General features: G+C 44.5%; 17 protein-coding genes. 9 read left to right on the top strand and 8 right to left on the bottom strand.

Going from position 1 to position 12950, the window contains the following annotated elements; genetic code table 11:
• Positions 1–18: 18 nt before the first annotated feature.
• The 5 genes from MLE19_RS17660 to MLE19_RS17640 form a co-directional block, all read right to left on the bottom strand.
• The gene (locus MLE19_RS17660) at positions 19–369 is read right to left on the bottom strand and encodes a TusE/DsrC/DsvC family sulfur relay protein (RefSeq protein ID WP_240719447.1); all 351 of its coding nucleotides are present in this window, start codon (positions 367–369) and stop codon (positions 19–21) included.
• 2 nt (positions 370–371) lie between these two features.
• Complete coding sequence (tusB, locus tag MLE19_RS17655) at positions 372–662, bottom strand: sulfurtransferase complex subunit TusB (protein ID WP_240719446.1); 291 nt, start codon at positions 660–662, stop codon at positions 372–374.
• 10 nt (positions 663–672) lie between these two features.
• Positions 673–1038 (bottom strand): sulfurtransferase complex subunit TusC, encoded by a 366-nt coding sequence (gene tusC, locus MLE19_RS17650; RefSeq protein ID WP_240719445.1) that lies wholly within the window; start codon positions 1036–1038, stop codon positions 673–675.
• A gap of 11 nt (positions 1039–1049) precedes the next feature.
• Positions 1050–1439 carry a sulfurtransferase complex subunit TusD gene (tusD, locus tag MLE19_RS17645; RefSeq protein ID WP_240719515.1) on the bottom strand — a complete coding sequence of 130 codons (390 nt, stop codon included), beginning with the start codon at positions 1437–1439 and terminating at the stop codon, positions 1050–1052.
• Positions 1440–1521: 82 nt separating this feature from the next.
• Complete coding sequence (locus MLE19_RS17640) at positions 1522–2202, bottom strand: Bax inhibitor-1/YccA family protein (protein WP_035579348.1); 681 nt, start codon at positions 2200–2202, stop codon at positions 1522–1524.
• Positions 2203–2376: 174 nt separating this feature from the next.
• Here MLE19_RS17640 and MLE19_RS17635 point away from each other — a divergent pair, with 174 nt between their 5' ends.
• Positions 2377–3135 carry a dienelactone hydrolase family protein gene (locus MLE19_RS17635; RefSeq protein ID WP_240719444.1) on the top strand — a complete coding sequence of 253 codons (759 nt, stop codon included), beginning with the start codon at positions 2377–2379 and terminating at the stop codon, positions 3133–3135.
• Between the two features lie 73 nt (positions 3136–3208).
• On the opposite strand, the gene MLE19_RS17630 is transcribed toward MLE19_RS17635, so the two are convergent.
• Both MLE19_RS17630 and MLE19_RS17625 read right to left on the bottom strand, forming a co-directional pair.
• Complete coding sequence (locus MLE19_RS17630) at positions 3209–3391, bottom strand: hypothetical protein (RefSeq protein WP_240719443.1); 183 nt, start codon at positions 3389–3391, stop codon at positions 3209–3211.
• A 142-nt stretch (positions 3392–3533) separates the two neighbouring features.
• Positions 3534–3719, bottom strand: a complete 186-nt coding sequence (locus MLE19_RS17625) for a hypothetical protein (protein ID WP_240719442.1) — start codon at positions 3717–3719, stop codon at positions 3534–3536.
• A gap of 96 nt (positions 3720–3815) precedes the next feature.
• On the opposite strand from MLE19_RS17625, the gene MLE19_RS17620 reads away from it, so the two are divergent.
• The 6 genes from MLE19_RS17620 (at position 3816) to MLE19_RS17595 (ending at position 7047) form a co-directional block, all read left to right on the top strand.
• On the top strand, positions 3816–4298 hold the full coding sequence (locus MLE19_RS17620) for a hypothetical protein (RefSeq protein ID WP_240719441.1): 483 nt from the start codon (positions 3816–3818) through the stop codon (positions 4296–4298).
• 89 nt (positions 4299–4387) lie between these two features.
• The gene (locus tag MLE19_RS17615; protein ID WP_240719440.1) at positions 4388–4558 is read left to right on the top strand and encodes a hypothetical protein; all 171 of its coding nucleotides are present in this window, start codon (positions 4388–4390) and stop codon (positions 4556–4558) included.
• A gap of 48 nt (positions 4559–4606) precedes the next feature.
• A complete protein-coding gene (locus tag MLE19_RS17610) occupies positions 4607–4933 on the top strand; it encodes a hypothetical protein (RefSeq protein ID WP_240719439.1) in 327 nt (108 codons plus the stop codon).
• Complete coding sequence (locus tag MLE19_RS17605; protein WP_240719438.1) at positions 4930–5073, top strand: hypothetical protein; 144 nt, start codon at positions 4930–4932, stop codon at positions 5071–5073. Before MLE19_RS17610 ends, MLE19_RS17605 begins: the two co-directional genes overlap by 4 nt.
• A 150-nt stretch (positions 5074–5223) precedes the next feature.
• Entirely contained in the window at positions 5224–6285 is a 1062-nt protein-coding gene (locus MLE19_RS17600) for a potassium channel family protein (RefSeq protein ID WP_240719437.1), read from the top strand.
• 18 nt (positions 6286–6303) lie between these two features.
• Positions 6304–7047, top strand: coding sequence for a Crp/Fnr family transcriptional regulator (locus MLE19_RS17595; RefSeq protein WP_240719436.1), 744 nt, complete (start codon positions 6304–6306; stop codon positions 7045–7047).
• 54 nt (positions 7048–7101) lie between these two features.
• Here MLE19_RS17595 and MLE19_RS17590 read toward each other — a convergent pair whose 3' ends face one another.
• On the bottom strand, positions 7102–8238 hold the full coding sequence (locus MLE19_RS17590; RefSeq protein WP_240719435.1) for an endonuclease/exonuclease/phosphatase family protein: 1137 nt from the start codon (positions 8236–8238) through the stop codon (positions 7102–7104).
• A 329-nt stretch (positions 8239–8567) separates the two neighbouring features.
• Between MLE19_RS17590 and MLE19_RS17585 the strand changes: the two genes are divergently transcribed.
• Together MLE19_RS17585 and MLE19_RS17580 are read left to right on the top strand one after the other, a co-directional pair.
• Complete coding sequence (locus MLE19_RS17585) at positions 8568–10085, top strand: tyrosine-type recombinase/integrase (RefSeq protein ID WP_240719434.1); 1518 nt, start codon at positions 8568–8570, stop codon at positions 10083–10085.
• A gap of 353 nt (positions 10086–10438) precedes the next feature.
• Positions 10439–12895 carry a DotA/TraY family protein gene (locus MLE19_RS17580; protein WP_240719433.1) on the top strand — a complete coding sequence of 819 codons (2457 nt, stop codon included), beginning with the start codon at positions 10439–10441 and terminating at the stop codon, positions 12893–12895.
• Positions 12896–12950: the final 55 nt, after the last annotated feature.

Raw genomic sequence — 12950 nt, 5'->3', positions numbered from 1 at the left:
AACGCAAATAAGTAAGTGTCACAGGCAGTTGGTAGGCTTTGGCAGCCCTGCTAAACGAGCAATTCGCTTTGGCGGGCTACCGGGAAAGAGCTGCATCAGATAAATTGAACGACCCTTCTCTTCCCCTAGCGCATTTTTCGTCGCTTTTACGAGTGGCCTCATCGCCGGTGCCATTTCATAGCGCTGGTAAAAATCCCGGGCGACATGAATTATTTCCCAGTGCTCAGGCGTTAACGTTAACTCTTCCTCTTCGGCCATTAAATTAGCAGCCGTTTCGTCCCATTTGAATTGATCAACAAGATATCCTTCAGGATCTAGAGCCCATTTTTTTTGTGAATCAAGATAACGGTATATTTTTTGATCTGACATCATTAGTACCAGGTAACACTCTTTTCATACTTCTCAGTAAGCGAGATAAAGCCACCCATTTCAAGCGTGGGTAACTGATTGTCCACGGCAATAGTGGCAAGCCCACGGGCGAGCAGGTCTTCAGACAACAGGTAAATACGCGATTGGCACTGTTGCCAAGCCTTCCACGTGGGATCAAGTGCTGCCGTAACGGCCTCTTCTATCAGTACTACCGAGTCCTGTCCTGCTACTGCTTGCTGCATTTGGAGGGCGGCACTACTGCCAGGTGCTTTGGTGAGGATGTGCAGAATCATAATGGCCTCACTAAAAATTAAGTATTTTGGTGTGTTGCTGCAGTAACCCGGCGACTTCCCGCTCTGCTATTAGAGTAACGCCATCTACCAGCGAATCAGTGCTTAAATGCATATTTTGAAGCGCCTCTTTTGTCACCCAAAGTTTGTCGATATCGTACATTTCAAGCATATCGATAGTAGGTAGCGTCGCCTTTTGACCCGGAGCACCACTGCCCTGCTCTTTTAGCAATGCCAGTATACCTTTCCCCATAAACAATAAATGCACAGGCTGCCCAAAAGCTGCAGCGACCAATGCGGCATCAAGCCCTTCTCGTAACCAATTTGAACTATGGGGAGCGTGGCGAATAATCACTAATAATGCATTCGTTGCCGCCATGGGTTCTCCTTTCAAGCAAAAGTAATGAAGCGGGCTGAGCGTTGCTGTAGCTCAAGGAGTTGGCCAAGACCGGTTAGCTCAAAAGGAGATGCAATATTGAATGCCTGTTTACCATGACGTTGCGCTTCCGACTCGCTCATTAGACCGCGACGCAATGCAGCGGCGATACATACGTCTAGTGGAATTGCATGCTGCTGGTGCAGCTCGATCCAGGCGTCATGCAGATTCAGTTCGTCCTGGGGCGGTGCCATTAATGAAGAGGCATTATGAACCCCGTCGTGGTAGAAAAACACGCCTGCAACCTGATGCCCACGGTCTAGAACGGCATGGGCGAAGCGCAATGCAGAGTGTGGTGCAGGGCTGCTATAGGGTGCGCCCATCACCAATAAGCCGTACTGCATCATCTTGATACCTAATGACATTTGCCCTAAAAAAAGACAGACCCTAAAAAGGGTCTGTCATTACCTCTAGCTCTGCTTGAGATCAGTCGTTGCTCATAATACCCAGAATCGACAACAAGCTAACAAACAAGTTGTAGATGGATACGTAGAGCGTCACGGTGGCGAGAATGTAATTGGTCTCGCCAGCACGGTGAATAATCTCACTGGTTTGATACAGGATCGCGGCTGATGCAAACAGTACGAAACCTGCAGACACCATCAGCGATAGCGCAGGAATGTTGAAGAAGATTCCTGCGACCATGGCAAGAATCAGCACGATGGCACCGGCCATCAGGAAATTGCTTAAGAAGCTAAAGTCTTTCTTGGTCGTTAGCGCAACAGCTGACAAACCAACAAACGTCAGACCTGTCATGGCCAATGCATTCATAATCAATGCACCGCCATTAGGTAGCGTTAGGTAAGCTGACAAAATCGGACCTAACGTAAAGCCCATAAAGCCAGTAAACGCAAATGTTGCTAACAAGCCAGCTGCAGAATTAGCCGTTTTGTGTACCAGAAACATCAGGCCATAAGCACCAATAAAGAACACAAAAATGTTCATTTGTTGAATACCTAGAGCCACAGCTGCGCCAGCCGTTACCGCTGAGAACAGCAGTGTCATTGCCAGTAGCGCGTATGTGTTACGTAACACCTTGTTAGTGCTAACGCTGTTAGCAACGCCGCTCGACTGAGGACGTGCCGTACGCAAATCGTTGTAAGCCATGTGTTCATGCTCCCTAATGGTATTTCCAACAACTGACAAGGATGCCGTTACCGAGTTCCAGACGCAAGCCTTTGTCTTTCTCGTACCGTCTTGCCCACAAATGGTTATTCAACGTTGAATCAGTTCTAAAAGCATTGTCTATGCTTCCTGAACACCCAATTGGACACTGAAACAATGAATAAAATCCCTCTTTCTACCAGTGCGTTAACACTTTTCGCAGTGACACTACCTGCTTTCGCCTTTACACCGGCGGGTGACGATATTCCGTATAGTGTGAATGAAGAGGTTTTCCAGGGTTATTTCGTTTCGGGAGGAGACTCCCCCAAGGGCAGCGTACTCATCGTTCACGACTGGGATGGATTAGACGACTACGAGCGCCAACGCGCTGATATGCTCGCCGATGAGGGCTATGACGTATTTGCTGTCGATCTCTACGGTGAAGGTAATCGCCCCCAGGCAGTAGACGATAAGCGAGCCGCGACTAACCGCCTGTACCAAGATCGGGAGCGCATGCGCACCTTAACACTGGGCGGTTTAGCGCAAGCAAGAGAACAAGGCGCGGCTGAACAAACGGTGATAATGGGATACTGTTTTGGTGGTGCGGTGGCGCTTGAGATTGCTCGTTCCGGCGAGGCTGAAAATATTGCGGCTTATAGCAGCTTCCATGGCGGGCTAACGACACCCGATGGTCAAGCTTACACAAGTGAAACACCGCCTATCTTCATCGCCCATGGTGGTGCAGACACTTCAGTGAGCTTGGATGACGTTGCCACTCTGGCAGATGAACTAGAAACTGCGGGTGTTACTTACGAGGTAGGCATTTATTCAGGTGCGCCACACGCGTTTAGCGTGTTTGACAGCGATGCGTACCACGAACGCGCCGATCAACGCTCCTGGGCAGCCTTTAATGAATGGTTGGACGAAATGCTTTAATAACGACGCTCTAGCGGCACTGAGTGCCGCTAGAGGCTTATTATTGATGTCGCTATGTAAAAATAACCTCTGCTTAACTCTGTACTTCTTCTTCTTCTTCTTCTTCGTCTTCTTTCTCATCTTTGTGCGGCGTTACTGTTGTCACCGCTGCTTGACGCGCATCTTGCGGTGAACTGTAAAGTCGAGCATCAATCACATGCAGTACCGCCAATTGCGCAAACAGCACCGCAAAACAGACGATCAAACCTTTTAACATGAGGATATATCCAGAGGAGGTAGATGTTAATCGCATAGTAGCCGAAAACATGCCAAACACAATCTATTTATGTGCCAAGAAAGCGCCTTGGAAGTCTTTATATAACGCTTATAAAAAAGAGTTAAAAGCTCATAGCTACCTGCTACTCATCCTTAACGGAAACATCGCGCAAATCCTCAACCGTTACCCCTTCCGGTAAATCTGACTCCTCCGCAGGTACCCAAACAGGTGATAGATCGCTGTCTTCTCTGCCGTCCTCATGCTTATGCCCAGGAATGCGGTAAACAACCTGACGGTGGTGGTGATCCCATGCGAATATACGATCCATGCTCATTTTCCTAGTGGTAAGGTGTTTTAGTGGGACATATTCATTCGACAGGATGTTCCGCAGGTAAATTCATCCATGGAACCGGAGACATTAGCAATGAACGTTGATAAAGCTATTTTAGCTAGTGTGTTGGCTGCCCTTTCGCTTGCGGCCTGTACGCAGGAAAATGATAGAAACGGTTCAGAAGGACAAAAAGCCTCCACCCCTACCACGCCCGAGCATCGCCTTGCGCCTCTTTCTGAAAATGATATGCGCAACGCCTCACTGCAAGGTGAGCTTGGCTGCTCCTTCACCACTAACAGCGAATCTGTTCTACTAATCGCAATGGGCGTAGTTGCCTCATCTGATCCTGCCAAAGGGCTCATCAAGCTAGACAACGAGCTTCACCCTGTCAGCGCCCCTGGTGGCTTTGATGGCATGTTACGTGGCGCCACGTTTGAAGGAGATGGCAACGCTGTTCAAGTTTCCATAACAGGCGAACCACAAGGGAGCGGTGAATCGCCTCCCTACCCCGCAGAGTTAATGGTCGTTGGATCAGATCAACCAACTATTAATGGTTTATGGACCTGTGGCCCCTAGATTAAAATTGCCAAAAGTCGTTCATCGAACACGTTGATCAACGATGATGTTGCATGGCGTAAGGATTTTTTGCTGAAAAGGAGTTATCAATGAAAACGTTTCTGCCCCTCTGCCTTGTGGCCTTTATGCTTGCAGGCTGTAGCTCAGGCCCTACTTCTTCCAGAACGGCCGACTGCCGCCAACTCGCTGAAGAGGCTGGCGACACGATGGTTTATGGCGACTGCATACGCGGAACCCAAGTAAATAAGGCAGGCTTTTAATAATGTTCTCTTCACAATGATGTTGCTGGCTTAATAACAGGTGGGCGCGTGAAAGAGCCGCATGATGGAAAAGACCCGCAAGAGGCTCTGCGTGCCAGGCTTAATAAGAGCCTACACGAACGCAGGGCTCTGACAGTGCGCAGGAGAATCGGCGCCCGAGCGACCCGCCAGCAGTTTTTAGAAGCTACCCGAAACGTCGGGGTTATCGTGGTCGCCACCTGCTTCACAGCAGGTTGGGTGGTTACCAACCCTAGCCTGAATACCGATAATGTTTGGATGGGGGTAGGCCTGGGTATACTCTTGATCTTTGTAGGGTCGTTCGGCTATGGTTATGTGGAGCGGGATAAAACCTCAGATGAGGAAAGTAAGCCATGAATGAACTTATTCTTGCCGGAATGCTGATGAGCCTAGCGGTTGTTTCTGGCGGTATGATCTGGAGTCAGCATCGCGAACATCACGGTAAAAAATCACTGACCGACAGCGCATTTTCCTGGATCGCTAAGCGTTTCGCATAAATACCTATTTATGATTTAAGTAATTAATAAATTAAAGGGTCGCTAATAGCGACCCTTTTTTGTTCATTCAGCGTACGATGACTGACGCTAGCTCCCAGACTCCCGCATTAAGCGCCATAAACTGTAACACCATCACCGTAAGAGACCGTTATGCCCGTTATTCAGCGACTGCTCCGTGTCCTCAAAGCGTCAACGCTTCAAATTTCGTGGACATTTTTACTGCTTATAGTGCTCGCACATATGGGATCTACCTGGGTGCTTTTTTCAATGGTCGGCGAAGCAATGGCCGATTCATTTACAGACTGGGTTTATTTTTACGTCGTGGTTGCAAGCACCGTCGGTTTTGGGGATTTTAGCCCTGAAACGGTAGCGGGCAAATGGATCACTACGCTTTACCTTATTCCAGGCGGCATTTCATTATTTGCGGCGTTGATTGGTAAAGCCACCGTCACGCTCTCAATTTTTTGGAGGCTACAAATGCAAGGCAAAGGTGACTTTAGCCATCTTACCGGCCATACCTTAGTCATCGGCTGGCATGGCGAAACCACAGAACGCATTTTGGATATACTCAAAGCCGATAAAAGCCTGCCTGATGAAATAGTGCTCTGCGTTACCAAAGAGATGAGCAATCCCCGCCCTGCCGATTTGAAATTTATTAAAGGCGAAAGCTTTTCCAATGCGGATCTTCTCAAACGCGCGGGTGTTGAGAACGCTAGTCGTATTATTATTTACGACACAAGCGATGACCGGGTGGCCACCGTCGCACTGAGTGCCTACAGCCTCAAAGGCAAAGGCGCTCATCTGGTTGCCCACTGCGCAAATCCTGACACAGCGGCGATGCTACGGCGCACCTTGCCAGGTATTGAGTGCACCCAAGCATTGGCGCTAGAAATGCTGGTACGCTCGGCGTCTGATGCAGGCATTTCGCGGGTGGTCAACGAGCTGCTTGCGGTGGATCGCGGGGCTACCCAGTATCAAACCAAACTTAGCAACCCACCCAGTGGTGCAACTTTTGGTTATCTGTTTATGCAAGCGAAAAAGGTTTGCAACGCCACGATGCTTGGGCTTGCCAGTAATCAGGACGATGACGAAGGCAGTATGCTCAACCCAGCTTCAGACCGACCACTCATGGATGGTGACATCATTTACTATATGGCAAATACGCGGCTTTCCGAGCGCCAACTGAGCGAACTGCTCGCCAATGCTGGCTAAAAGGAATGTAAACCGAACATGACGACACTAGCCCCCACACCCCATGAACTCATGATACGGAAGATGGAGAGTATCTTTCCTCTTTCCGTTGAAGAGAAGCAAGCAATTAGTGCTTTACCGATTCAATTGGTAGACATTAAAACGAATCAAGACATAGTCAGAGAGGGTGATGAACCCTCACAGTGTTGTCTGATCCTTGAGGGCTTTACCTGCATGTACAAGGTGACCGCTGAGGGCAAGCGCCAGATACTTTCCCTATACGTACCTGGTGACGTTCCAGATATGCAAAGCCTGCACCTTAAAGTGATAGATATTAATATTGCTTCAATCAGCCCATGCAAGCTCGGCTTTATTCAGCACAAGGATTTGCGCCAACTATGCGAGCGCTACCCTCGACTCACCGCCGCCTTCTGGCGTGAAACGCTAGTACACGCTTCCATCTTTCGCGAATGGCTATTAAACAACGGGCAGCGCCCCGCCTACACGCGAATCGCCCATCTAATCTGTGAATTGAGAATGCGTTTGAAGGTAGTCGGCCTAGCAGAGAATGGAACGTTTGAGATGCCTGCGACCCAAGCTGAGCTAGCCGATGCCACAGGAATCACTCAGGTTCACACAAACCGAGTACTGCAAGTGCTTCGTGCTGATGGCTTGATCAGCACCGTAAAAACGCAAATGCACGTACCAGACTGGAACAAACTAAAGCAGGCGGGCGAATTCGACTCCCTCTATCTTCATCTTATCAAGACCGCTACAGCATGAGATAAAGCGGTGCTGGAACTCGCCAGATAACCGATCTCCAGCTTTTAGTGAAGGTTATTCTTCCACCGATTGGGAGGAACCAGCATCGTGCTCAGCGGCGTCTTCGGCGCCCTCTTCGACCATCTCTTCAGCTTCCTGCTCTTCCTCCTCAGAGGCTTCAGGCGTCGCTTGATCTTTTTGGGCTGCGGTGAGTATCGTTGAAATCCCGAAGTGGTCGGAGCCAGCGACCGCCACCCGGGTAATATCGATTAGGTGGAACCCGTCAGAGACGAACAGGTGATCAATCGGATAACGCCACCAAGGATACTCCGAGTGATAAGTACTCAGCAGTTGCCGGCCGCGGCGCGGGTCTTTAAGGTCGCTCAAATCGGCGAAAAGCTTGGTTGTGCCTGACCATGCGACATCATTAAAATCACCGGTAACGATCCAGCGATTGTCAGGGTCATCCTGAACATGCCGAGCGATCAGCATCAGCTCGGCATCGCGCTCGCTACTGTCCCGACGCTCTTCGCTGTCATTTCTCTCCTGCAGGCCCGGCGGCACCGGGTGAGCACCAATAAATCGTACCGGGCCAATGTCTGGCATATCCAGGGTTGCAAAAACCGAAGGCCGACGTTCTGAGACCAAATGCTGAACACTCTGTTCAAGCAGCGGAATACGTGACCATAGCACTATCCCGAGTCCTTCCTCACGCACCTCCCCAACACGATAAGGATACGTCTCATCGAGCGGTACAAGGCCCTCGTCTAACGCATCGTCCACTTCAATCAGTAGCAGTAGGTCAGGATCCTCACGCTCAACCATGGCCAGTATTTCGGCGTAATGATCGTTGCTATAGGTGACATTGGCGGTCAGGACTTTCACCGTTGGCTGTGGCTTATCTGGTTGAATCTCGGCGGAAGGCACTTCAGTCGACCAGACGGAGGTAAATGGCAAGATATGCCACAAGTGCCAGCTACCAATCGCCAAGATCACCGCTAGCAAAGCGAAGTGCTCTTTACGTGGCCGACTAAGCCACGCATGCATCCCCAGAAGCAACAGAGGTAAAACCAGTAATGCGGTTAACTGCAGCCGTGGAAAATCCCACACCCTGACCCACCACTGACCGCTAGGCACTAATGGCAACAAGGCTACCACCACCATCGCGAACATAATTAACCGGATAAACCAGAGGAAGAGCTTTAAGAACATGGGCATCTCAAAAAAATAGGTATCTCAACAACGTAGAAATCTCAAATCATTGAAATTTCTGCAATATAGTTGCACTCGAAATGGCAACGGCGAACAGTGTAGCCCATTGATTGTTTCAATAAATGTTCGTAGGTGATTTCGCGAAAAATCGCAGGCACAAAAAAGCCTCTGACGAATCAGAGGCTTTTCAGTATTGAGGTGGCGGAGGGACAGGGACCCGAAGATTTAGCAAATAAGTTGTTGAAATGCTTGTGCCATGCGGTTTCTATGCTATTTTGGGACAAATTATTGGGACAAATTAGCATAACGAAAGGCTGAGAGGGGAAAGCATGGCAGATAACCTGATTTTGAAAGGATCGACATGGCATGTACGGCTTGAGCTACCTGAAGACGTTCGGCCAGCTTTTGGCAATCGTAGGAAGCTAACAAAATCGCTCAAAACGGGCAATAAGAACGAAGCTCAAATTCGCAAATTACAGTACATATCTGTTTGGAAGGGACAAATCGAACAGGCTAGGAACGGTAGACCACCTAGCGACTTCGAATTTCATAAATACATGCATCATGAAATGGGCAAAGAAATTAGTGGGTTTGACGAAAAACTCATAATGGATGCTGTAAATGGCATAGCAAATTTCAGCGAAGATGACTTTTACAATGATTATATGAACTGTATTACAATGATTGATACAATGTATGAAAATAGAAAGGATGAAAAAGAAAGTCTGCTAGCAAAACTAGAAGAATATAAAGCGGATCACAAGCAAAAAATATCAGAAATAAATATGGAATTCATTATTGGATTCATAAAGTTTAGAGCCAAAATCTTTAACGATTTTGATAACTTCTCAAACATAACCTATAGCAAATTTAATCAAAAACAGTCAGAAGAACTATTAAGCATTATGAAAGATCCTAATAAATACACACCGAAGACAATATTTACAGATAAAAAGTTAGAATTATTTGCGAAACATCAACTTGAAATAAAAGGTCTTACTCTTAAAACTGTGGATGGTTTTGTATCAAAGTTAAAAGCACTTAGAAAATATCTAGAAGAAAACGAACTTGATATTTCATTTGAGACTTTTCATAGCTTCCTTGAGAGCATTGAAAAAAGTGTCAAAACAAAAAAGAATTATATAAATGCTGCATCAAATTTCCACAAGTGGGCTTCAAAATATGATGCTGATTATAAATCTCGCTACAGCATTAAAGAAAACCCGTTCTTAGGACACGAATTACCTAAAGAAAGAAAGAAAGGACAGAAAGCAGTAGAGAACAGGAAAGCCTATAAACTGAATGAAATAAAACCTATATATGACTTACTAATACAGAAACAAAAACATCAAGTGGCGAATACTATGAAAATAGCTTTCTACACCGGTTTCCGTATTGAAGAGATTTGTAAGCTAAAACCAGAACATATTATTCTTGAGGAAGGCATACCCTCTATAGATGTAGAACAAGGTAAAAGTGATGCGAGTATACGAATAGTCCCTATCCACCCTGCTATTAAACCTCTCATTAAGCAACTAATAAAAGACGTAGATATACACGGTTATTTAATACATAGCTCTGGTGGAAATAAATATAGCATCAGATCAGACAATATTAGTAAAGAATTCGGGCGAGCTAAAACAGCACTAGGCTATGGAATCACACATAATTTTCATAGCATACGAAGAACCGTAATTACAACACTACACCATAACAACGTCCCTCCCCTCACCTTGTCATCAATAGTAGGGCATGAAACGGGAACAGTTACATTTGATGTTTACTCTGAAGGTGCTAGTGCTAAACAGAAATATGATGCCATAAAAACGATACCAAGCTTAATATAGATAACAAAACTATATAATATATAGCCACCTTAATAGGTGGCTTTTTTATGCCCATCATATTAAATAAACAAAACATTAAAGAACAATACTATATATTAAATGTCTTAAACTTAATATAGCAAATTAATCCATTTTGTGATATAATGATAGATGTCAATATTTTAATAGGAGAAATATTTATGGATAAAAATAATAACAATGGTGTGTTTATAAACTTAATAAAACAAGTTATTGATACTATGTAAATATAACATCTACAACTATATAGAATGGTATTTTTTGTTTAATACATAGGATGGAGACTTATATATAGTAGAATAATTTAATAATAATAAAACAAGGAGAATTTATTTATGGATGAAACTAATACACCTGGGATAAGTCCAGGGTTATCAAGTGATATATTCAGCACACCACAAGGTGCTGCTATGGATATGGCACAGTTGATATGGGGGGATTGGATAAAGTTAATATTTGATGATAGTGCTAGTGGCTCTATTACCATGTTGACTCCAATCGCTGGCTATATGAACTTCTTAGCCTATATTCTAATATCAGTTATAATGAGTTATGTTCTGATTGCTGCGGTAATTAAAACAGCATCAGAAGGTAAAATAATGGGTAATGGGTGGTCTTCTGTATGGCTTCCATTAAGAACGTTCTTAGCTTGTTTTTTTATATTTCCTGTAGGGATAGGACAAGCATCCACTATATCAACCGTACAGGTAATTGTTGCTTGGATGGGTATGGTTGGCAGCAATGCTGCAGACAGAGTAGCGAGCTTCGCAGTCGAAAACATGGCTAGAAGGGTTAATACTGTAAATCCTCAAGTTGGTGGTTTTTATGCGATTAAACAATTAACTAATAATGCGACTTGTGCCTTTTCTCTAGAAATTAGTGATCCAACTGGAAACGGTAAAACACTAGATTTATATGGCATTAACCCTTCTAACCCAAGACAAGACCTACCTATAAATTCTGCACTAGCAGGATATGAAAGAGTTGAGATTGGAAGAAGTGGAGCTTGTGGTTCAATATCTGTAAATACAGATAATGAAGAGCTAAGAAGAGAATTGATGGCAAAGATTCTTGAGTATCAGAATCGTGCATTTCATGAAATTGCTGTTCCACTATTAGCTAGTTCTGAAGATAACCCTGCTTCAAGCTATTATTGGAGAGGTGGATATAGTACCTATGCCTCGGCTTTAGAAGGTTATGATAGCCAAACGGGGTCAGATTCATCTAATGAAACTTTAGGTAGATTTTATTCTGTAGTAGATAAACAACTAGAAATGACAGAATCTTATAAAAGTGATATGGCTGAAATCATTGCTAAGCATACAAAATCTGAAAATGATTTGATAACAATTAAATCTGACTCAGGTGGTAATTTATTAGCCAAAATAAACACAAGTGTTTATAACGATGTTGGATGGCCTTATCTAGGTGCTTATTACACAGTTATCTCGATGGCATTGAATGATATTAACGATAACAGTCAATTAGCTAGTAATTCTATTATAAGTAGAGATATAGCTGGTTGTATGATACTTCATCAAAGAAGAGGTAGTGAGATATCATCATTTAGGTCTTATGGAGAACGTGAACTTGATTGTCCTTATAATAATTATGCAGAAGTAAGCGACTTACTTACTGGCAGTACAGATAAAATTATTGCATCAAGAAACACTGGTGAAATTGATAATACAAGAGATGCAATAGATTCACTTTGTACCGGTGCTAAAAACTGTTCTCCTGAAAGATTTGAACCTGTTATAACTCAAGCCCTGTCTAATGCATTTTTCCAAAACAGTGAAGTTATTGCAGACAGCACTACAGCTAATACGGCAATGAATGTAATTAGCCTACTTGGATTTGGTTTGAATGCAAAAGCAAGTATGGGATTTGCAGATATAGAAGATGGTATTGATGCTAATGGTTTCCACGGTGGAACACAGCTTCTTCCAGATGGTTTAAGTTTTACATCTCAGTTAGGTACGAGAATAGTATTGATTAAATGGATATGGGATTCAGCTAAGATATTTATAGATTCTGTAGCAGAAACTATTGCTAAATCTGGAACTGTTATACCTATTTACAGTGGAGTAACCGCTGGACTGGCTTCTTTGGTAACAGGTGCATTAAGTGAAATAGATGAAGCATTGAGTCCGGTCTTCTTTTCTGGAATAGGAATGGCATACTTTTTACCTATGTTGCCTACTTTGATATGGGCAATGGCTTTCCTAAGCTGGTTGTTAATGTATGCGGAAGCTATTTTTAATGCTCCATTAGCTGTTACTTTAATGGCTACACCAGAAGGTGAAGGTATTGCTGGTTCCAGAATGGAAAGAAAAATAGCAATGATGGCTGCCTTGATATTGAAACCAACACTCTTGGTTATTGGTATGCTAATGTCGATGGCAATACTTATGATAGGCTTTGTGTTCTTAAATCAAATGTTCTGGATGGGTGGAGCTTTGACATTTGGAGATAGCTTACTAGCAATAAGAGCTATGATTATCATATGGTTCCTTATCATTACTGTATTCATGCATAACACTTTCAAGATAACAATGACATTCGCGGATGACTCATTGGAGTGGTTCTTAGGTGGTATTGCAAGAAGTTTTGGTAACAATTTTGATGGTAACGTTATGGATAACTTCAAAGGCAACAATGAAGCAATTGCTGGAAACCCTTCAAACGTTACTGGTAAATCTGTTGGTATCTTTGGCAACGAAGCAGGAGCAAAAACAGGTGCAATGATAGGTAACATTAAAGGTAAAAATGCTGAACCAAGTGGTGAGTAAAAAGGTAGGTAAAAGGTAAAATAAGCCCGCTTCTATGCGGGCTTTTCAATGGGTG

The sequence above is a fragment of the Vreelandella neptunia genome (assembly GCF_022489065.1).
GTDB lineage: Bacteria > Pseudomonadota > Gammaproteobacteria > Pseudomonadales > Halomonadaceae > Vreelandella > Vreelandella neptunia_A.
This window is presented reverse-complemented; position numbering and strand designations above follow the sequence as displayed.